Below are 19,446 nucleotides of genomic sequence, written 5' to 3' on the forward strand. Positions count from 1 at the left end.
CGTTCGCCGTCGGGCCGTTTGTCGTCGGTTCGTCGATCACAGTGGCCACACCCGCACGTTGTCTCCCGCCTTCATTGTCGTCACATTCTCGGGGATGTCGATCAGGACGTCCGCGCGGGCCAGCGCCCCGACCAGGTGTGAGCCAGGCCCGGACTCGAGGGCGACGCCCCCGTCGACCCGTCGGCCGCGCAGAAACTGGCGTCTGCCCTCGATCGAGGTGATCGGCTCGGTCAGCGCGAGTTCCTCCAGGGGGACGGCGGGCAGGCCAGCGGCCCGGCGCAGCAGCGGCTTCACGAACACCTCGAAGGAGACCATCGTGCTCACCGGGTTCCCCGGGAAGTTCAGCACAGGGACGCCGTCGATCTCGGCCAGGCCCTGTGGCCCGCCCGGCTGCATGGTGGTGTGCCCGAACCAGCCGCCCAGCGGCGTCAGCACCTCGCGCACCACCTCGAAGTCGCCCATCGACACCCCGCCGGAGGTGATCACCAGATCCGCGGAAGCGGTTGCGCGGCGAAGGATCTCACCGAACACGGCGAGGTCGTCGTCGCTGCGTTCCACGAACACCACGTCCGCGCCGTTCGCCGTCAGGCTCGCGGCCAGTGCCACCGAGTTGGACTCGTAGATCTGTCCGGGCCGCAGCGGCTGGCCGGCACGGACCAATTCCGCGCCGGTCGCGATGACCGCCGCCCGCGGGCGGCGCAGGACCGGGACGGTGGCGAGGCCGACCGCCGCGAACAGCGACAGGTGCCGTGCACCGAGCGCGATGCCCGCCGCCAACAGCAGGTCGCCCGTCCGGACGTCGGTGCCCGCCTCCCGGACGTACTCGCCTGCCCGGCGCGGCACCCGGATCGTCACCGCGTCCTCGGTGGCGTCGGTGTCCTCGACGGGGACGACGGCGTCCGCGCCCGCCGGGATCACGGCCCCTGTCATGATCCGGACCGCGCTCCCTGGGGCGAGCGGGGCAGGCTCGGCGGGACCCGCCGCGATCGTCCCGGTGACCGGCAGGGTCACCGGGACCCCGGTCAGCGACGCGGCGGCGACCGCGAACCCGTCCATCTGGGAGTTGCGGAAGAGCGGGAGATCCAGCGGCGAGCGCACGTCGGCTCCCAGCACCCGTCCGAGTGCCTCGGTGACGGCGACGTCCTCGACGGTCGGCGCCAGTAGCGGTGCGAGGAGGCGCTGCACCTCGGCGGAGTGCTCCTCGACAGATCTGCTGGTCATGGCGTTTCCTGCGGCATGGGGCCAATCCTAGGCAGGCGCTCGGCGCGACGAGCAACCCGTGTTGGCCGCATACTGGTGGGGTGGCAGAGCTGATGACGCGATGACTGCGACCGTCAGGCCGGTCCAGATGGGGCTGCCGCGCGTCCGCAACAGCCACCCGTCGATTGCCGATCGCCCGGACGTCCCCGAGTTGGTCGACCGGTTCGGCCGGGTGGCCAGGGACCTGCGCGTGTCGATCACCGAGAAGTGCTCGCTGCGCTGCACCTACTGCATGCCCGCCGAGGGCCTGCCCGCGATCCCGCGCGAGCGGTTGCTGACCGCGGCGGAGATCGTCCGGCTGGTCCGGATCGCCGTCGAGGAGCTCGGTGTCCGGGAGGTCCGGTTCACCGGCGGCGAGCCGCTGATGCGTCCCGACCTCGAGGAGATGATCGCCGGCTGCGCCGCGGCGGTGCCGGGCATCCCGTTGTCGATGACCACCAACGCGGTCGGCCTCGAGCATCGCGCCGCGGCGCTCGCCGCCGCCGGACTGACCCGCGTGAACGTGTCCCTCGACTCGATCGACCGGGCACACTTCGCCGAACTCACCCGTCGCGACCGCCTGCCCTCGGTGCTGGCGGGTATCCGTGCGGCGGCCGCGGCGGGCCTGGCGCCGATGAAGATCAATGCCGTGCTGATGCCGGAGACCCTCGGCGGCGCAGCCGATCTGCTGGAGTGGTGCCTCTCGGAGGGCTGTCAGCTCCGGTTCATCGAGGAGATGCCGCTCGACGCCGACCATGCCTGGGCCCGCGACTCCATGATCGCCGCGACCCGGCTGCTGGAGGTACTGGGCGAGCGTTTCGAGCTGTCCGCGGTGGGACGCCCGGACGACCCGTCCTCCCCGGCGGAGGAATGGCTGGTGGACGGCGGCCCGGCCACGGTCGGCATCATCGCCTCGGTCACCAGGAACTTCTGCGGCGACTGCGACAGGACCAGGCTCACCGCGGAGGGGACCGTTCGCTCCTGCCTGTTCAGCGACGACGAGATCGACCTCCGCGCGGGGTTGCGCTCGGGCGCGAGCGACGACGATCTCGCGCAGCTGTGGCGGGGCGCGATGTGGAACAAGTGGGCGGGCCACGGGATCAACGCGGAGGGTTTCGAACCGCCGCAACGCAGTATGGGGGCGATCGGTGGCTGAACAGGCGATTCTCGTGCGCTACTTCGCCGCGGCGGCGGAAGCGGCAGGCTGCACCGAGGAATCCGTGCGGATCGGCGAGGGTGCCGACCTCGGGGCGCTGAGGTCCGTGCTCGTCGAGCGGCACGGGCCCAAGATGGAGCGGGTGCTGACGGTCGCCGCGTTCCTGCAGGACGACGAGTTGACCCGCGACCTCGGCCTGGTGGCCGCGTCGCGGGTCGACGTGCTGCCCCCGTTCGCAGGCGGCTGATCAGTCCTCGCCGGTCATCCACTCGTCGAAGGTGCCTCGGTGGCCAGCCACTCGTCGAATGTGACTGTGCCGTAGCGGTTCTCCGGGGTCAGGTTCAGCCCAGCGCGCAGGAACCGGCCGGGCGCACCGGGGATCGGGACCGGGAGCACCAGGGCCCGGCTGCCGGTCGCGCGCTTCCAGGACTCGGCCAGCTCACGCATCGTCAGTACCTCCGGACCGCCGACCTCGATCCTGCCGTCGGCGGTGGACTCGGTCAGCGCGGCGTCCGCGAGGGCGCGGGCCAGGTCCGTCGGGTCGATCGGTTGGAAGCGGGCGCCGCGGACCGCCGGGATCACCCCGAACCGCGCGGACGTGGCGAAGATGGACCGCAGCAGCTGGTGGAACTGGGTGGATCGCACGATCCGGACGTCCAGGCCGGAGGCGGAGTAGATGCCCTCCTGCTCGGTGAGCGCCTCGTAGTAGGAGAACCGCACCCGATCGACGCCGACGATCGACAGCAGGACGGCTCGCCGTACCCCCGCCGCCTCGGCGGCGCGCACCAGGTTCCTGGCGCCGTCGGTGAACACGGGCCTGGTCTGTCGGGTCTGGCCGTTCACCGCGGAGATCACCGCGTCGACGCCGTCGAGCGCCGCGGCCAGGCCCTCGCCGGTGAGCAGGTCCGCTGTGACGTGGTCGGCGGCGGGACCCTCGGGGGAGTGCCTGCTCAGGGTCAGCACCCGATGCCCGCGCGAGCGGAGTTCGGCTACCGCCGCCGCGCCGGCGGTGCCGGTGCCGCCCGCGATCAGGACGGTGCTCATCGCGTCACTTCCACCAGTCGTCGAGCGGAGACACCGGCACCGCCCGCTTGTGCCGGGTGCCCAGGTACATGGACTCGAGTTTCTCGGCCACCGCCGCGGTCACGTCCTTGCCCTCGAGGTAGTCGTCGATCTCGCTGTAGCGCAGGCCGAGTGCCTCCTCGTCGGGCAGCGCGGGCCTGTTGTCCTCGAGGTCGGCGGTCGGGACCTTGGCCCAGGTGCTGGCGGGGGCACCCAGATGCTGCAGCAGCGCGGCGCCCTGTCGCTTGCTCAGACCGGTCAGCGGTGTGAGGTCCACGCCGCCGTCGCCGTACTTGGTGAAGAAGCCGGTGATCGCCTCCGCGGCATGGTCGGTGCCGATGACCAGGTGGCCGAGCTGACCGGCGATGGCGTACTGGATCACCATCCGCTCGCGGGCCTTGATGTTGCCGCGCACGAAGTCCCGCAGCTCGCCGTCGTGCCCGATGATCTCGGCGAGACCCCCGGCGCTCTCGGCGGCCGCGGCGTCGGTGCTCGGCTTGATGTTCACGGTCACCGAGCGGTCCGGCTTGATGAACTCGAGCGAGGTCTGGGCGTCGTGTTCGTCGGCCTGCACGCCGTACGGCAATCGGACCGCGACGAATTCGGCGTCGTGGCCCTCCTCGCGCAGCTCGGCGGCCGCCAGTTGCGCCAGCCGGCCCGCCAGGGTGCTGTCCTGGCCGCCGCTGATCCCGAGCACGAATCCCTTGGCGGGAGTGGAGCGCAGGTAGCCCTTGAGGAAGTCGACGCGCGCGCGCACCTCACCCTCGGCGTCGATGGTCGGCTTCGCGCCGAGTTCTTGCAGGATTTCCGCCCGGAGATTCGCCATGCGCGTCACTCTAGCGACGGTCGGCGGTCCCCGCGCGGGTGCGCGCGGGGACCCGGACGGCGGCCGATACAGTGCCACGCGTGCCCAACGTGACCGCGCCCAGGTTCCTCGTCGTGTCCGCCACCGAGGGGGAGGCCGCATACGTGCCTGACGGATTCGAGGTGGTCGTCACCGGGATCGGGAAGGTCGCCGCGGCGGTCGCGGTCACGGAGGCGCTCGCGCGGTACCGGCCCGACGAACGCCCGTCGGTGGTCAACATCGGCACCGCGGGGGCGCTGCACGAACACCATGCCGGTCTGTTCGTACCGTCGGCGGTGCTCAATCACGACATCAGCGCGGAGGTGCTGCGCTCGCTCGGGCACCCGGTGACGGACCGGATCACGCTCCCCGACGGCGACGACTCGGTGCTCGCGACCGGCGACGTGTTCATCTCCGACGCGGTGGTGCGGGATGCGCTCGCGACCAGGGCCGACCTCGTCGACATGGAGGGTTTCGCGGTGGCGGCATCCTGCGCGCGGATGGGCGTCGGATGCCGAATCGTCAAGCACGTCAGCGATCGTGCCGACGAGTCGGCCATGGACTGGCCGGCCCAGGTGGACGCCAGCGCCCGGATCCTCGGCAACTGGTTGACCGAGAACCTGTAGCGCCGTCCCGCTATTGGGCGCGCAGGCCCAGCCCGTCGCCGTCCGCCTGCATCACGCGGGCCCGGTCGGCGTCGACGGTGAAGGTCGTCTCGCCGCTGAGCACGTTCAGCACCGCCCGCTCGACCTCGGCGATGTCGGGCTCGCACGCCATTGTGGTGGTCGCGAGCGGGCCGAAGGTGACCTTGTCTCCCGCGACCTGGGCGGTGCCGGTCATCCGGTTGCACCCGGTGGATCCGCTGACCGAGCCGTCCTCGCCGATCAGCAGGGTGGGGCGGAGGTCTCGAGCGCTACCGATGTGGTGACCGCGCTCGGGCTGATCAGCTGGTCGACGACCCAGGTGGTCCCGGTGATCGGGCGGTCCGGGGTGGCGACCTTCTTGTCCAGGAGGGTGACCGAGGTGTCGCTCGTGGTCAGCGTGAGGGTCTCGCCGTCGAGCGTCCAGGCCGGATCTGCTTCGAACAGCGAGGTCATCCATTCGTCGGCGCCTGCGGTGTCGCCGACGCAGGCCATCATGGTGGTCGCGATCGGTCCGGTGGCCACCTTGCCGTCGGACAGGTCGACGGTGCTGTTGCCGCGGTTGCAGCCGGCGGTCATGGAGATCCTGTCCGGTTCCACGAACTCGACGGTGAGCGGCCCGCCGCCGGGGATCGGGGTGCCCGTGACCTCGGTGGAGATGAAGGTGCGTCCCTGCAGGTCCTCACCGTTCGGCGTCGAGGCGCTCTCCGCACTGCAGGCGGTGAGGACGGCGGCGGCGAGCAGGGCGAGTCCGGCTACACGGCGAAGGCGCATGCCAGGAGCCTAGTGACCCGCCGGGCACGCCGTGACGCGTCGGACCAGATCCTCCCAGGCGTCGGCGATCCGCTCGATCGGCATGTGCATGGTGCGGATCTGGTACATGACCAGCGAGGCCTCGAGGGGCGCCAGCAGGCTGTGAGCGAGCAGTGGGATGTCACCCTCGGTGCCCGCCGCGCGCAGCAACATCGCCACGTGGGTGAGGCTGACCTGGCGGGGGCGCTGCCGAAGCGGAGCTCGGGGGAGTCCTCCACCGCGCGGAGTGTGTCGCCGCTGAGGTCCACGAGCGAGATGCGGGCCCGGCCGAAGGCGACGAGGCGGTCGATGGGCTCGGCGCCGGGACCAAGGGGCGGTGGTCCGTACATGAAGGCGTGCTGCAGTTCCTGCTCGGTGTGGTCGAGGAGGGCCTGCATCAGACCGGACCGGCTGCCGAACCGCCGAAACACTGTGCCCTTGCCCACACCGGCCTTGGCGGCGACCGCGTCCATCGTCACTGCGTCCGCGCCCCGCTCCGCGACCAGCGCGGCGGCGGCGTTCAGCAGTAACGCGCGGTTGCGCACGGCGTCGCACCGTTCGGCCTCGGGCTGGTCGGCCATCTGGATCGGAGTGGTCTGCACGAGGCCGATCGTACCCTCCCAGGAATATAAGTGGACCACGGTCCGCTTAGCTGATATACCTAGATCGGCAAGCGCCCCCGGATCATCGAAGGAAGTCTCCAATGTCTGAAGCCAACGTTCTCGTCCTGGTCGGCAGCCTGCGCGCCGCCTCCGTCAACCGTCAGCTCGCCGAGACCGCCGTCGGCGTCGCGCCCGAGGGCGCGAACGTCACGGTGTACGAGGGCCTCGCCGACGTGCCCTTCTACAACGAGGACATCGACGTCGCCGGCACCATCGACAGCGTGGAGGCGCTGCGCGCGGCGGCCGCCGACGCCGACGCCCTCCTGCTGGTGACGCCCGAGTACAACGGGACCATTCCCGCCGTGCTCAAGAACGCCATCGACTGGATCTCCCGTCCCTACGGCGTCGGTGCCATCTCCGGTAAGCCGGTCGCAGTGATCAGCGCCTCCCCGAGCCCCAACGGCGCGAAGTGGGCCCACGAGGACACCACCAAGGCCGTCGGGATCGCAGGCGGCAAGGTGGTCGAGGACACTGCGCTCGTCATCGGCGGAGCCTTCGAGAAGTTCGGCGACAAGCACGCCAGCGAGAACGCCGAGGTCTCGGCGCAGCTCGCCAAGGTCGTCGCCGACCTGGTGAACGCGACGAAGGTGCTCGTCGACGCCTGACACATCTTTTCCATTCGGGCCCGGGCGGTGCATCACGCATCGCCCGGGCCCGGGTTCATGGTCAACCGAGTGTGACCCGCATCAACTCGGTGCGTTCGACAACCCGGTCGCGTTCGTCGGCGAAAGCGAGCCTGCGCTCGTCCTGCATGTACCCGTCCAAAGCCGACTGCGATTCGAACGTGAACAGCTGGATCTCCAGGGGCTGATCCCCGGTGCCGTCGGTGCGGGCCCGCTGCAGCACCCGGCCGCCGTGCTCGGTGACGAGCTCCAGGACCCGATCCTCGTATCTGACGAGACCTTCCTCTTCGCCAGGGCGGGCCCACAGCAGGACGCATAGCGAAATGTTCACAGCGGCAGCCTAACCGGGATCCTGCGTGGGTTGGAGGGCTACAGCCCGGCCTGCTCGAGGGCGTCGTCGACGGCGTCCCGGACCTCGTCGATACTGCGGCCTGCCGACAGCTCGCTCATGGTGAGCGCCTCGATCTGCGGCTCGACCTCCGCGTACCTGGCCAGCCAGCGTTCCTTGTCCGCCTGCCAGTAGCCCATGATGTCGAATCGATCCGCCGCCCAGCCCAGCTCGCGGCGGACGTGCCTGCGGATCTGCCGCGAGGCGCCCGTCTCGCCCGCCGACCAGACGTAGCCGGGGCCGTCCTGGAGCCGGTGTGCGCGCAGCCACTCGGGAAGCGCGCTCGGGGTGCGGCCGTTGCCGGTGTCGTGCAGCCAGGTCACCGTCAGCTCCGCGTCGGTGGCCCAGTCCTGCTCGTCGGCCGGCTCCGGGATCTCGGCGACCAGGTGGGCGCCGGTGCCGGGCGGCAGGTTCTCGATGATGCGAGCGGCGGCGGGCAGCGCGCTGAGGTCCGCGAGCAGCAGCTGCCAGCGCGCGTCCTGCGGTGGCCGGTACCAGCCCTTCGGGTGGGACAGTCGGACCGGCTCGCCCGGCTCGGCCGCCCGCGCCCACTCGGCGGCCCGCCCGCCCGCATGCACCGCGAAATCGATGTCGACGTTGCCGGTGTCCGCGTCCCAGCGGCGCACGGTGTAACTGCGCCGGTGGTCCTCGCCGAACTCGACGAGCAGTCGCTCGTCGGGATCGCCGCTGGAGGCGAACGCGGCGGGGTCCGCGAGCGCGAATCGGATCCGGCGCAGGCTGGGGGACAGGTGGGTGGTCGACACCACCGCGGCGTGGAACTGGGGATCCTCGGCGGTCGGCACCGCCCCACCCTAGGCCGGTCGGCGGTGACCGCATGCACAGAGGGGAAGCGCCGCGCACGGCAAGGCGAAAATGTGACCTGCGACACGCCGAGAGGGGGTGTTCGAGTCGGGTCCGGATGCCTTACGACCTGGGAATTCCATGGTTGTGGTTCACAACATCTCGCGTTCTATGGATATGTCGGACACTAGGTGTAGTGTCTAGAACACCGAGAGGGCATAGCCGGAACGGTCGAGAAAACAGGCCGGAGCGCTGTCCAGTAGGTGGGATCCACATGATCTTCCGCGTCACTGACCATCAGTTCCGTAAGCCAGAGAAAGAGGGACTTACATGAGCATCACCGTCTACACCAAGCCGGCGTGCGTTCAGTGCAATGCGACCTACCGGGCGTTCGACAAGGCCGGTATCGAGTACTCCGTCATCGACATCACCGAGGACTCGGAGGCCCGCGATTACGTGATGGCCCTGGGTTACCTGCAGGCTCCCGTCGTGGTGGCGGGCGAGGATCACTGGTCGGGTTTCCGTCCGGACCGCATCAAGTCGCTCGTCGCGGCCGCCGCCTGAAGATCACACGGAGATGATCGGCTGTGACATCGCTGGTCTACTTCTCCAGCGCGTCGGAGAACACCCACCGCTTCGTGCAGAAGCTGGGTGTCCCGGCAGCGCGCATTCCGCTGCATGACCGCGAAGGCGCATTCGAGGTCGATGAGCCGTACGTCCTGATCCTGCCGACCTATGGGGGCGGGATCACCGCGACCGGTCGCGACACGAGTTACGTGCCCAAGCAGGTCATCAGATTCCTCAACAACGAGCGCAATCGCTCCCTCATTCGCGGGGTGATCGCTGCGGGCAATACGAACTTCGGCGAGTCGTATTGCTATGCCGGAAACGTGATTTCGCAGAAGTGCAAGGTTCCGTACCTGTACCGCTTCGAGCTCATGGGTACCGCCGAAGACGTAGTAGCAGTCCGGGACGGGCTCGAACAATTCATGGAGAGTGAACAGTGGCACCGACAATCACAGACGCAGCCCCGGCAGCGAGTGTAGAGCGCGCTGCGGCACGACCCGACGCATCCGCGGGGGAGCTCGACTACCACGCGCTCAACGCGATGCTGAACCTGTACGGCCCGAACGGCGAGATCCAGTTCGACAAGGACCGCGAGGCCGCGAACCAGTACTTCCTCCAGCACGTCAACCAGAACACCGTCTTCTTCCACAACCTGGACGAGAAGCTGGACTACCTGGTCAAGGAGAACTACTACGAGCCCGAGGTCCTCGACCAGTACAGCCGTGAGTTCGTCAAGTCGCTGATCGACCACGCCTACTCGAAGAAGTTCCGCTTCCCGACGTTCCTCGGCGCCTTCAAGTACTACACCTCCTACACGCTCAAGACCTTCGACGGTAAGCGGTACCTGGAGCGGTTCGAGGACCGCGTCTGCATGGTCGCGCTCACCCTCGCCGCCGGTGACGAGCACCTGGCGACCCAGTTGGTCGACGAGATCATCGCAGGCCGGTTCCAGCCGGCCACCCCGACGTTCCTCAACTCAGGCAAGAAGCAGCGCGGCGAGCCCGTGTCCTGCTTCCTGCTCCGCATCGAGGACAACATGGAGTCGATCGGTCGCTCCATCAACTCCGCCCTGCAGCTGTCCAAGCGCGGCGGCGGAGTCGCGTTGCTGCTCAGCAACGTTCGCGAGCACGGCGCCCCGATCAAGAAGATCGAGAACCAGAGCTCCGGCGTCATCCCGATCATGAAGCTGCTCGAGGACTCGTTCTCGTACGCCAACCAGCTCGGCGCGCGTCAGGGCGCAGGCGCGGTGTACCTGCACGCGCACCACCCGGACATCTACCGCTTCCTCGACACCAAGCGGGAGAACGCGGACGAGAAGATCCGCATCAAGACGCTGTCCCTCGGCGTTGTCATCCCCGACATCACCTTCGAGCTGGCGAAGAAGAACGAGGACATGTACCTCTTCTCGCCGTACGACGTGGAGCGGATCTACGGGAAGCCGTTCGCGGACATCAACGTCACCGAGAAGTACTACGAGATGGTCGACGACAAGCGCATCCGCAAGTCGAAGATCAAGGCGCGCGAGTTCTTCCAGACCGTTGCCGAGCTGCAGTTCGAGTCCGGGTACCCGTACATCATGTACGAGGACACGGTGAACCGCGCGAACCCGATCGCGGGCAAGGTCACCCACTCGAACCTGTGCTCGGAGATCCTGCAGGTCTCCACGCCGTCGACGTTCAACGACGACCTGTCCTACAGCCACATCGGCAAGGACATCTCCTGCAACCTCGGTTCGCTGAACATCGCCAAGACGATGGACTCGCCGGACTTCGCGCAGACCATCGAGACGTCGATCCGCGCGCTGACCGCCGTCGCCGATCAGACCTCCATCGACTCCGTCCCGTCGATCCGGAAGGCGAACGACGACGGCCACGCCATCGGTCTCGGACAGATGAACCTGCACGGATACCTGGCGCGCGAGCGGATCCACTACGGCTCCGACGAGGGCATCGATTTCACGAACATCTACTTCTACACCGTGGTGTTCCACGCGATCCGGGCGTCCAACGAGATCGCCAAGGAGCGCGGCACGTACTTCGCGGGCTTCCCGGAGTCCAAGTACGCGTCCGGTGAGTTCTTCGACAAGTACACCGACCGGGTGTGGGAGCCTGCGACCGAGCGGGTGCGGCAGCTGTTCGCCGATGCGGGCCTGCACATCCCGACCCAGGACGACTGGCGTGAGTTGAAGGCGTCCGTGCAGCAGCACGGCATCTACAACCAGAACCTGCAGGCGGTCCCGCCGACCGGATCGATCTCCTACATCAACAACTCCACCAGCTCCATCCACCCGGTGGCGTCGAAGATCGAGATCCGCAAGGAAGGCAAGATCGGTCGCGTCTACTACCCGGCGCCCTACCTGACGAACGACAACCTGGAGTACTACCAGGATGCCTACGAGATCGGGTACGAGAAGATCATCGACACCTACGCCGCGGCCACCCAGCACGTGGACCAGGGCCTGTCGCTGACGTTGTTCTTCAAGGACACCGCCACCACCCGGGACATCAACAAGGCCCAGATCTACGCGTGGCGCAAGGGCATCAAGACGCTGTACTACATCCGGTTGCGTCAGATGGCCCTGGAGGGCACCGAGGTCGAGGGTTGCGTCTCGTGCATGCTGTGACCGTGGCGTACGGCTCGAATGGAGTGAGGGAATCGTGAGCGAGAAGATCAAGCTGGTCGACCGGGTGTCGGCGATCAACTGGAACCGCGTCCCCGACGAGAAGGACGCCGAGGTGTGGGATCGCCTCACTGGCAACTTCTGGCTGCCGGAGAAGGTCCCGGTGTCCAACGACATCCCGTCGTGGAACACCCTGACTCCGAACGAGAAGCAGCTGACAATGCGGGTCTTCACCGGCCTGACGCTGCTGGACACGATCCAGGGCACCGTCGGTGCCGTCAGCCTGATCCCGGACGCGATCACCCCGCACGAGGAGGCGGTGTACACCAACATCGCGTTCATGGAGTCGGTGCACGCGAAGAGCTACAGCTCGATCTTCTCGACGCTGTGCTCGACCCGCGACATCGACGACGCATTCCGCTGGTCGGAGGAGAACCCGAACCTGCAGCGCAAGGCGCAGATCGTCATGGACTACTACCGTGGCGACGATCCGCTCAAGCGCAAGGTCGCCTCGACGCTGCTCGAGTCGTTCCTGTTCTACTCGGGCTTCTACCTGCCGATGTACTGGTCCTCGCGGGCCAAGCTCACCAACACCGCCGACCTGATCCGGCTGATCATCCGCGACGAGGCCGTGCACGGGTACTACATCGGCTACAAGTACCAGAAGGGCCTCGAGCAGCTCGGCCAGGCCGAGCGCGACGACCTGAAGGACTACACCTTCGAGTTGCTCTTCGAGCTCTACGACAACGAGGTCGAGTACACCCAGGATCTCTACGACGAGGTCGGTCTCACCGAGGACGTCAAGAAGTTCCTGCGGTACAACGCCAACAAGGCGCTGATGAACCTCGGCTACGAGGGACTGTTCCCGAAGGACGAGACCGACGTGAACCCGGCGATCCTGTCTGCGCTGTCCCCGAACGCGGACGAGAACCACGACTTCTTCTCCGGGTCGGGCAGCTCCTACGTGATCGGCAAGGCCGTGAACACCGAAGACGAGGACTGGGACTTCTAGTCCGTCTCCCGTCAGAACAACGCCGATGAAGGGCCCCTGCACGCGTGCAGGGGCCCTTCACGTGTGCGGGGGATCGGGCTAGCGTCGGCATCGTCGGATGTTCACTTCAGGTGAGGAGAGACGATGAGCGGCAAGGTTGTGCACTTCGAGGTCCCGTTCGACGACGGGGACCGGGCGAGGAAGTTCTATCAGCAGGCGTTCGGATGGAACACCGTCGAGATGCCCGAGATGAGCTACACGATCGTCTCGACCGGGCCCGCCGCGGAGTCGGGGATGCCCGCCGAACCCGGCTACATCGGCGGCGGCATGTTCGAGCGCGTCCCGGAGTATCCGAAGGGGCCGGTGATCACCATCGACGTGCCGAGTATCGACGCCGCCCTTGCCAAGATCGGCGAGCTGGGCGGAACCACGGTCGGGGAGAAGCAGCCGGTCGGAGAGATGGGGTTCGCGGCCTACTTCAAGGACACCGAGGGCAACATCATGGGTCTGTGGGAGAACGCCGGCTGAACCATGCCTCGGGCACGTCGCGGAGGGCCCTCTCGATGCGCCGCGTCGAGCTCTCGGTGAGGTCCGCGGGCAGCGCGTCCGGCGGGAACCAGGCGACCTCGAGGTTCTCCTCGTCGGCCGCGCGCGCCTCGCCCGCGGTGTGCCGTGCCAGGAAGCAGACGTCGAGATAGCTGGCGACGTCCCCATTCGGGTAGGTGATCGGACCGGCGGTGTCGACGCTGGTGATGCGCACGAGCTCCGCCTCGACCCCGGTCTCCTCGAGGATCTCGCGGATCGCCGCCGGGCCGGGTTCCTCGCCGGGTTCGAGGATGCCGGAGACCACCGCCCACAACCCGTTGTCGGCCCTGCGCGTCAACAGGATTCGGCTCGCATCGTCGACGACGACCGCGCTCACGCCGGACAGCCACAAGGGGGCGTGTCCGACGTGAGCGCGGAGGTCGCTGACGAACCGGGGGATCGGCACGGCTAGTACCGGAAGGTGACCGGGGCGGCCTGCCCGCCGGAGTACGGCAGCAGGATGCTCGGCTGCAGCGGCGCCGCGAACCGGGCTGGGACATCGGCGAACTCGGACACGCCCGCGTTCGCCGGAACGTCCAACTGCGCGAACCGGATCCGGCTCATGGCGTCGGTGCCGACCATGTTGCCCTCGGAGGTCTCCGCGGACAGGAACGTGCCCTCGGGCGTGAACTCGATCCACGGATCGGCCAGGGCGATCTCGGCGAGGCGGAAGCGGGTGAAGGAGACCACGGTGCCCCGATAGCGGACGGTGCCGAGACCGGTCGACGGATCGACGTCGGCGGAGTCGAGCTCGAACGCGAGGCGGCCGTCCTTGCGGACCGTCCCGCCGTCACTGCCGACGACCGAACCCTGGGTGCCGCGCTGCACCAGCTCGGTGTACCCGGGCGCGAGGGCCCACAGCAGGTCCTGGGCGGGCGGCGTTGGTGCGTTCGGCCCGGGAGTCGGGTCGAAGTTCACCGGGACGGACAGCTCCTCCGCGGCGTTGACGGCGTCCGCGGCGGCGTAGGTGTACACCCCGTAGACCGCGTCGGGGGCTGCGGTCGCCGGCTTCTTCACCGTGAGTGTGGCGGTGAAGGAACCGTCGCCCGCGAGGGGACCCACTGCTGACGGATGGTGCGACGAAAATCGAAGGGTGCGTCCGGAACCCGGTTCAGCGCGTCCTCGGACATCACCCACGCGGTGGCCGAGCGCTGCTGCCCGACCCGGGCCTGAGCCGGTGCGTCCTCGGACGGACGCCACTGCGGGGCGAACGCACCGAACGCGACGAACGTGCCGTGCGGGACGCCCGGCGGCACCGGCACCGGCAGTCCACCGGTATTGGCCTGCGGATCGAACCCGGTGCCGCGCACCACGATCCGGTCACCCTCGTGCACGGCGGTGTCGCCGAGCGCGGTGGTGCCGTCGGCGGCGAACAGCTCGATCCTGGCGTGCCCTGTCGGTTCGGCAGGCGCGGCAGCGGCAGGCGCCGCCCACGCCAGCGAACCGATCAGCGCGGCCGTGAGCGAGGCGATGGCACCGCGGCGCCTAGTTGACGTAGCCATTGAGTGAGGCCTCCAGGTCGGTGAGGATGCCGCGGGCGGCGATGACGCCGATGCCGGTCATCCAGATCTCGTCGTCCACCGTGAACACGCGCTTGTCCTTGACGGCGCCAAGGCCCTGCCACAGGCCGCCGTTCATGACCTCGACGCCCTGACCCCTTGCCTCGTCGCCGTAGAAGCTGACGTAGATGACATCGCCCTCGGCATTGCTCAGCTGTTCCTCGCTGAGCTCCGCAAACCGCTTGTCCTTGGCGTCCTCGAGGCGCTGGAAGGTCGGGCGCTGGACGCCCGCGTCGGTGAGGACCTGGCCGGCGAAGCTGTCCGGCCCGTAGATCCGGATGGCACCGGGCATGAAGCGGACCACGGAGGCCTGCGTCTGGGAGGAGTCGAGGGTGTCGCCGGTCGCGGTGGCGGCGCCCTGGTAGTCGTCGAGGGCCTGGCGTGCGGCAGCGCCGCGGCCGAGTGCGGCGCCGTCTAGGAGCAGGTTGTCCTTCCACGTGGTGCCGACCTTCTCGGTGAACGTGGTGGGGGCGACCGCGCTGAGCTGCTGGTAGAGCTCCGGGGTGCGGAACTTCGAGCCGAGGATGAGGTCCGGCTTGAGGGTGGCGATCTTCTCGATGTCCGGTTCCTGCACCGTCCCGACCGGTTCGACACCCGCGATCGTCGGCCCGAGGTACTCGGGCTGGGACCCGACCGCCCCGGTCACCGCGGCGCCGACGAGCCGGTCCTGCAGGCCCAGCGCGCAGACGGTGTCGAGCTTGTCCGTGTCGAGCACCACGATCCGCTGCGGATCCGCCGGTACCTCGGTCTCGCCCGCCGCGTGCACGACCTTGCGGGTGGTGCCCGTCACGCCCGCGGGGTCCACGGGAGCGGTTGGGCCGCAGACGTTCTCGGTGTCGCGGTCGTTGCCGAGCACGCCCGCGCCCGCGACCGTGGTGGTGCTGCGCACGATGCCGTCGGCGGCGTCGTCGGTGCCGGCCCCGCCGCATGCGGCGAGCAGCACGGCCGACGCCGTGAGCAGGGCCGCGGGCACGACGCGGCGGACGAGATGAGGCTTACGCATGTGGGGGTCCTCCTGAGCTGACGGGCGGTGTCGAGACTAGCCGCGGCGCGGGTCGACGTCGTAGGCCGCGGCCAGGTCGTCGAGGATGCCGCCCGCGCCCTGCACGCTGACCGCGGACATCCAGACCGTGTCGTCGACGTCGATCTTGCGGCCGCGCAGGCCGGCCCAGAGCGGGTTGGTGAGGAACGGCTTGGCGTGGTCGGCCACCGCGGTGCTGCCGTCGGGGGCGTGGTAGGTCGAGACCAGGATCAGGTCGGCCTCGGCCTCGGTGATCAGCTCGGGGCTGATGTCGTTGGCGATGCTCGAGGGCTTCGCCGGGTCCGGAGCCGCGCTGGCGGGCCTGGCCAGTCCGGCGTCGTCGAGCACGATGCCACTGAACGAGGTGCTGCGGTAGATCCGGGCGGTCGGCTCGCCAGCGAAGCGGACCACCGAGACGGTCGGATTGTTCGCCTTGGCGTTGATCTCGGCGCCGACGGCCGCCGCGCGGTCCTCGTAGGCGCCGATCTTCTGCTCGGCGAGGTCCTCCTTGCCGAGGGCCTTGCCGAGCAGGCGGATGTTGTCCTTCCATGTCGGCCCTGTGGTCTCGGACATCACCGTCGGCGCGATCTTGGACAGCTGCTCGTAGATGTCGCCGTGCCGGACCTTCGCGGACACGATCAGGTCGGGCTGTAGTTCGGCGATCTTCTCCATGCTGGGCGTGGCCAGCGGGCCGACCGCGACGGCATCCTTCGCGTACTCGTCGCGGGCGTCGCCGAGGTAGTCCGGCAGGGTGTCGGTGCGATAGGTGACGTACCCGACCAGGTCGGTCTCGAGCAGCAGGACGGCGTCGGAATAGCTGGTGTCGAGGGCGACGACCCGCTTCGGGGCTGCGGGGATCTCGGTCGATCCCAGCGCGTGCTCGACGGTGCGGGGGAACGGCGCCTGCGCGGTCGGCTCCGGGGCCGCCTCGGTGTTCTCGGTCGAACAGCCGGTCAGACCGATGACTGCGGCTGCGGCTCCCGCGACGAGCGTGAGCAGCGGATTCTTGCGGGCCTTCACAGAGAACTCCTGTCAGATCATTAGGTAAGCGAAACCTTAGCAAGGCTGACCTTTGTCGTGGGAAGCCCCGTCCGCGCGGTCGAGCGGGGGCACAATGGTGCGATGGCCGTTTCGGTGAGCCAGATGTTGATGCAGGGCCTTGACGAGCTGAGATTTCAGCCGACCGCCAAGCGGATCCGGGCGCTGCGGGGCGACGTGGTCGTGGCCGACTCCACCCGTGCCGCGCTGGTGTGGGAGCCGCGGCGCGTGGTCCCCGTCTATGCGCTCCCCGTCGCGGACGTCGCGGCACCGATGACCACCTCGTCGGCCGCTGCTGCGCCGGAGGTCCCCGTTCCGCTCGGTGACGGCGATCCGGTCCTCGATCCGCGGACCGGATTCGGCTTCCACAGCTGCCCGGGTTCCGCGCTGACCGTCGAGGTCGGCGGCGACGCTCTCGACGGCGTCGCGTTCCGTCCCGACGATCCAGAACTGGCCGACCTGGTGCTGCTGGACTTCGCGGCTTTCGACTGGCTCGAGGAGGACGAACCGATCAGGGGGCATCCGCGCGACCCGTTCCATCGGGTCGACGTCCGCCGCAGCTCCCGGCGCGTCCGGATGGAGCTCGACGGCGTTCTGATCGCCGAGTCCGATCGGTCGATGATGGTCTTCGAGACCAGCCTGCCACTGACCCGCTTCTACCTCCCGCGCGAGGACGTCCGCGTCGCCTTGAAGTCGACGGCGACCAGGACGTGGTGCGCCTACAAGGGGGAGGCGTCGTACTTCACCGTGGAGCAGGCGGGCGAGTCAGGAGTCGACGTCGCGTGGAGCTACGAACGGCCGCTGCCTGACTGTCCGCAGATCGCCGGACTGGTGGCCTTCTTTCAGGAGCGGCTCGACGTTATCGTCGATGGAGCGCCGATGGTTCGGCCGCGTACTCCCTGGTCGGAGCCTGCGTGACGGCTGTACGCGACACGAAGTACGACGATGGGTAGGACCGGCTCCGCGGATCGTGGAGGGACGGTCTACGATTCGTCAGAGCGCAAGCAAGAGGACGTTCGCCTCGCAGCCCGGGGCCGGACGTCCTGAGCGGAGCCTGCGGAGCGACCAAGGGCACATTCAGGAGGATCAGTGACTGCCGTAGCGCCCCAGCCAGTCCCCGAGATAAACGCCGCCAGGCCCTACCCGGCGCGATTGGGACCCAAGGGCTCGTACATCTACAAGATGATCACCACCACTGACCCCAAGGTTCTTGGGATCATGTACATGGTGACGTCGTTCGCGTTCTTCCTCGTCGGCGGCCTCATGGCCCTGCTGATGCGAACAGAACTCGCGGTTCCGGGGATGCAGTTCCTGTCGAACGAGCAGTTCAACCAGCTCTTCACCATGCACGGCACCATCATGCTGCTGCTGTACGCGACCCCGATCGTGTTCGGATTCGCGAACTACATCCTGCCGCTGCAGATCGGCGCCCCCGACGTGGCGTTCCCGCGCCTGAACGCGTTCAGCTACTGGCTGTACCTGTTCGGCGCGCTCATCGCCACCGCAGGCTTCATCACCCCCGGTGGTGCCGCCGACTTCGGTTGGACCGCCTACAGCCCGCTGACCAGCGCCCTGCATTCGCCCGGCGTCGGCGCGGACCTGTGGATCCTGGGCCTCGCGGTCGGTGGTCTCGGCACCATCCTCGGTGGCGTCAACATGATCACCACGGTGATCTGTCTGCGCGCCCCCGGCATGACCATGTTCCGCATGCCGATCTTCACCTGGAACATCCTGGTGACGAGCGTCCTGATCCTCCTGGCCTTCCCGCTGCTGACCGCGGCGCTGCTGGGTGTGTTCGTGGACCGGCACTTCGGGGCACACATCTTCGACCCGGCCAACGGCGGCGTCCTGCTCTGGCAGCACCTGTTCTGGTTCTTCGGTCACCCCGAGGTCTACATCATCGCGCTGCCGTTCTTCGGCATCGTCTCGGAGATCTTCCCGGTGTTCAGCCGTAAGCCGCTCTTCGGCTACAGCGGCCTGGTCTACGCCACGCTGGGTATCGCGGCCCTCTCCATCGCGGTGTGGGCGCACCACATGTACGCCACCGGCGCCGTGCTGCTGCCGTTCTTCTCCTTCATGACGTTCCTGATCGCGGTTCCGACCGGCGTGAAGTTCTTCAACTGGATCGGCACGATGTGGAAGGGCCAGGTGACCTTCGAGTCGCCGATGCTGTTCTCGGTCGGCTTCCTTGTGACGTTCCTCTTCGGTGGTCTGTCCGGCGTGCTGCTCGCCAGCCCGCCGCTCGACTTCCACGTCACCGACTCGTACTTCGTGGTCGCGCACTTCCACTACGTGCTCTTCGGCACCATCGTGTTCGCCACCTACGCGGGCATCTACTTCTGGTTCCCCAAGATGACGGGTCGCCTGCTCGACGAGCGCCTCGGCAAGTGGCACTTCTGGACGACCTTCATCGGCTTCCACACCACGTTCCTGGTGCAGCACTGGCTGGGCAACGAGGGCATGCCCCGTCGTTACGCGGACTACCTGCCCAGCGACGGATTCACCACGCTGAACACGATCTCCACGATCGGCGCGTTCGTCCTCGGTGCCTCCACGCTGCCGTTCATCTGGAACGTCTTCAAGAGCTACCGCTACGGCGAGATCGTCACGGTCGACGACCCGTGGGGCTACGGCAACTCCCTGGAGTGGGCGACGTCCTGCCCGCCGCCGCGGCACAACTTCACCGAGCTGCCCCGGATCCGTTCGGAGCGTCCGGCGTTCGAGTTGCACTACCCGCACATGGTCGAGCGGATGCGTGCCGAGGCGCACGTCGGGCCCGGCCACGGCAGCAAGGCCACCGCGGTCCTCGAGGACGCGCACTAGCCGCAATGAACAACTCTCAAGGCCCCGCCCGAGC

General features: G+C 68.2%; 21 protein-coding genes and 2 pseudogenes. 11 read left to right on the plus strand and 12 right to left on the minus strand.

The features are described 5' to 3' along the window. Positions 1-36: 36 nt before the first annotated feature. Positions 37-1,221 (minus strand): gephyrin-like molybdotransferase Glp, encoded by a 1,185-nt coding sequence (glp, locus tag BTZ20_RS08895; protein WP_077041106.1) that lies wholly within the window; start codon positions 1,219-1,221, stop codon positions 37-39. Positions 1,222-1,321: 100 nt separating this feature from the next. Between glp and moaA the strand changes: the two genes are divergently transcribed. Together moaA and BTZ20_RS08905 are read left to right on the plus strand one after the other, a co-directional pair. After that, positions 1,322-2,395: a GTP 3',8-cyclase MoaA gene (gene moaA / locus BTZ20_RS08900; protein ID WP_077041107.1), complete on the plus strand. Its 1,074-nt coding sequence runs from the start codon at positions 1,322-1,324 to the stop codon at positions 2,393-2,395. Then, on the plus strand, positions 2,388-2,642 hold the full coding sequence (locus BTZ20_RS08905) for a MoaD/ThiS family protein (protein ID WP_077041108.1): 255 nt from the start codon (positions 2,388-2,390) through the stop codon (positions 2,640-2,642). The genes moaA and BTZ20_RS08905 overlap by 8 nt, the downstream gene beginning before the upstream one ends. 14 nt (positions 2,643-2,656) lie before the next feature. Here BTZ20_RS08905 and BTZ20_RS08910 read toward each other — a convergent pair whose 3' ends face one another. Then, complete coding sequence (locus BTZ20_RS08910) at positions 2,657-3,439, minus strand: SDR family oxidoreductase (protein WP_077041109.1); 783 nt, start codon at positions 3,437-3,439, stop codon at positions 2,657-2,659. 4 nt (positions 3,440-3,443) lie between these two features. Continuing rightward, a complete protein-coding gene (nadE, locus tag BTZ20_RS08915; RefSeq protein ID WP_077041110.1) occupies positions 3,444-4,283 on the minus strand; it encodes an ammonia-dependent NAD(+) synthetase in 840 nt (279 codons plus the stop codon). An 89-nt stretch (positions 4,284-4,372) separates the two neighbouring features. Between nadE and BTZ20_RS08920 the strand changes: the two genes are divergently transcribed. Then, positions 4,373-4,927 (plus strand): nucleosidase, encoded by a 555-nt coding sequence (locus tag BTZ20_RS08920; protein ID WP_077043589.1) that lies wholly within the window; start codon positions 4,373-4,375, stop codon positions 4,925-4,927. A gap of 10 nt (positions 4,928-4,937) precedes the next feature. On the opposite strand, the pseudogene BTZ20_RS08925 reads toward BTZ20_RS08920, so the two are convergent. Beyond that, a pseudogene (locus BTZ20_RS08925) lies at positions 4,938-5,716 on the minus strand (META domain-containing protein). Positions 5,717-5,725: 9 nt separating this feature from the next. Further along, a pseudogene (locus BTZ20_RS08930) lies at positions 5,726-6,315 on the minus strand (TetR/AcrR family transcriptional regulator). Positions 6,316-6,437: 122 nt separating this feature from the next. On the opposite strand from BTZ20_RS08930, the gene BTZ20_RS08935 reads away from it, so the two are divergent. After that, positions 6,438-7,001 carry an NAD(P)H-dependent oxidoreductase gene (locus tag BTZ20_RS08935; RefSeq protein ID WP_077041111.1) on the plus strand — a complete coding sequence of 188 codons (564 nt, stop codon included), beginning with the start codon at positions 6,438-6,440 and terminating at the stop codon, positions 6,999-7,001. A gap of 61 nt (positions 7,002-7,062) precedes the next feature. Here BTZ20_RS08935 and BTZ20_RS08940 read toward each other — a convergent pair whose 3' ends face one another. Further along, positions 7,063-7,350, minus strand: a complete 288-nt coding sequence (locus BTZ20_RS08940; protein WP_077041112.1) for a hypothetical protein — start codon at positions 7,348-7,350, stop codon at positions 7,063-7,065. Positions 7,351-7,388: 38 nt separating this feature from the next. After that, positions 7,389-8,210 (minus strand): siderophore-interacting protein, encoded by an 822-nt coding sequence (locus tag BTZ20_RS08945; protein WP_077041113.1) that lies wholly within the window; start codon positions 8,208-8,210, stop codon positions 7,389-7,391. A gap of 328 nt (positions 8,211-8,538) precedes the next feature. On the opposite strand from BTZ20_RS08945, the gene nrdH reads away from it, so the two are divergent. The 5 genes from nrdH (at position 8,539) to BTZ20_RS08970 (ending at position 12,914) form a co-directional block, all read left to right on the plus strand. Continuing rightward, entirely contained in the window at positions 8,539-8,772 is a 234-nt protein-coding gene (gene nrdH / locus BTZ20_RS08950) for a glutaredoxin-like protein NrdH (RefSeq protein WP_077041114.1), read from the plus strand. 23 nt (positions 8,773-8,795) lie between these two features. Further along, complete coding sequence (nrdI, locus tag BTZ20_RS08955) at positions 8,796-9,254, plus strand: class Ib ribonucleoside-diphosphate reductase assembly flavoprotein NrdI (protein ID WP_077041115.1); 459 nt, start codon at positions 8,796-8,798, stop codon at positions 9,252-9,254. After that, a complete protein-coding gene (nrdE, locus tag BTZ20_RS08960; protein WP_077041116.1) occupies positions 9,212-11,398 on the plus strand; it encodes a class 1b ribonucleoside-diphosphate reductase subunit alpha in 2,187 nt (728 codons plus the stop codon). Before nrdI ends, nrdE begins: the two co-directional genes overlap by 43 nt. Before the next feature lie 34 nt (positions 11,399-11,432). Then, positions 11,433-12,407, plus strand: coding sequence for a class 1b ribonucleoside-diphosphate reductase subunit beta (gene nrdF, locus BTZ20_RS08965; protein WP_145982259.1), 975 nt, complete (start codon positions 11,433-11,435; stop codon positions 12,405-12,407). A gap of 123 nt (positions 12,408-12,530) precedes the next feature. Next, on the plus strand, positions 12,531-12,914 hold the full coding sequence (locus BTZ20_RS08970) for a VOC family protein (protein WP_077041117.1): 384 nt from the start codon (positions 12,531-12,533) through the stop codon (positions 12,912-12,914). Here the strand turns inward: BTZ20_RS08970 and BTZ20_RS08975 are convergent. From BTZ20_RS08975 to BTZ20_RS08990, 5 genes are read right to left on the minus strand one after another with little or no spacing between them, the layout of a single operon-like run. Next, positions 12,886-13,377 (minus strand): NUDIX hydrolase, encoded by a 492-nt coding sequence (locus BTZ20_RS08975; protein WP_077041118.1) that lies wholly within the window; start codon positions 13,375-13,377, stop codon positions 12,886-12,888. The genes BTZ20_RS08970 and BTZ20_RS08975 overlap by 29 nt on opposite strands. A gap of 2 nt (positions 13,378-13,379) precedes the next feature. Next, a complete protein-coding gene (locus BTZ20_RS27900) occupies positions 13,380-14,033 on the minus strand; it encodes an HtaA domain-containing protein (RefSeq protein ID WP_223263689.1) in 654 nt (217 codons plus the stop codon). After that, positions 13,985-14,473, minus strand: coding sequence for a hypothetical protein (locus BTZ20_RS27905; RefSeq protein ID WP_223263690.1), 489 nt, complete (start codon positions 14,471-14,473; stop codon positions 13,985-13,987). The genes BTZ20_RS27900 and BTZ20_RS27905 overlap by 49 nt, the downstream gene beginning before the upstream one ends. Next, a complete protein-coding gene (locus tag BTZ20_RS08985) occupies positions 14,457-15,533 on the minus strand; it encodes an ABC transporter substrate-binding protein (RefSeq protein WP_077041119.1) in 1,077 nt (358 codons plus the stop codon). Before BTZ20_RS08985 ends, BTZ20_RS27905 begins: the two co-directional genes overlap by 17 nt. 36 nt (positions 15,534-15,569) lie before the next feature. Next, complete coding sequence (locus BTZ20_RS08990) at positions 15,570-16,571, minus strand: ABC transporter substrate-binding protein (protein WP_077041120.1); 1,002 nt, start codon at positions 16,569-16,571, stop codon at positions 15,570-15,572. Between the two features lie 102 nt (positions 16,572-16,673). Here BTZ20_RS08990 and BTZ20_RS08995 point away from each other — a divergent pair, with 102 nt between their 5' ends. Both BTZ20_RS08995 and ctaD read left to right on the plus strand, forming a co-directional pair. Then, positions 16,674-17,507: a DUF427 domain-containing protein gene (locus tag BTZ20_RS08995; protein WP_077041121.1), complete on the plus strand. Its 834-nt coding sequence runs from the start codon at positions 16,674-16,676 to the stop codon at positions 17,505-17,507. A gap of 171 nt (positions 17,508-17,678) precedes the next feature. Next, on the plus strand, positions 17,679-19,412 hold the full coding sequence (ctaD, locus tag BTZ20_RS09000; protein WP_077041122.1) for a cytochrome c oxidase subunit I: 1,734 nt from the start codon (positions 17,679-17,681) through the stop codon (positions 19,410-19,412). Positions 19,413-19,446: the final 34 nt, after the last annotated feature.

It is taken from the genome of Rhodococcus sp. MTM3W5.2 (genome assembly GCF_001984015.1).
GTDB lineage: Bacteria > Actinomycetota > Actinomycetes > Mycobacteriales > Mycobacteriaceae > Rhodococcus_G > Rhodococcus_G oryzae.

Coding starts and splice junctions, on each gene's coding strand:
- BTZ20_RS08910 (WP_077041109.1), bottom strand. CDS start 3,439: ATGAGCACCGTCCTGATCGCGGGCGGCACCGGCACCGCCGGCGCGGCG.
- BTZ20_RS27905 (WP_223263690.1), bottom strand. CDS start 14,473: ATGGCTACGTCAACTAGGCGCCGCGGTGCCATCGCCTCGCTCACGGCC.
- nrdH (WP_077041114.1), top strand. CDS start 8,539: ATGAGCATCACCGTCTACACCAAGCCGGCGTGCGTTCAGTGCAATGCG.
- glp (WP_077041106.1), bottom strand. CDS start 1,221: ATGACCAGCAGATCTGTCGAGGAGCACTCCGCCGAGGTGCAGCGCCTC.
- BTZ20_RS08935 (WP_077041111.1), top strand. CDS start 6,438: ATGTCTGAAGCCAACGTTCTCGTCCTGGTCGGCAGCCTGCGCGCCGCC.
- BTZ20_RS08970 (WP_077041117.1), top strand. CDS start 12,531: ATGAGCGGCAAGGTTGTGCACTTCGAGGTCCCGTTCGACGACGGGGAC.
- BTZ20_RS08995 (WP_077041121.1), top strand. CDS start 16,674: ATGGCCGTTTCGGTGAGCCAGATGTTGATGCAGGGCCTTGACGAGCTG.
- moaA (WP_077041107.1), top strand. CDS start 1,322: ATGACTGCGACCGTCAGGCCGGTCCAGATGGGGCTGCCGCGCGTCCGC.
- nadE (WP_077041110.1), bottom strand. CDS start 4,283: ATGGCGAATCTCCGGGCGGAAATCCTGCAAGAACTCGGCGCGAAGCCG.
- BTZ20_RS08985 (WP_077041119.1), bottom strand. CDS start 15,533: ATGCGTAAGCCTCATCTCGTCCGCCGCGTCGTGCCCGCGGCCCTGCTC.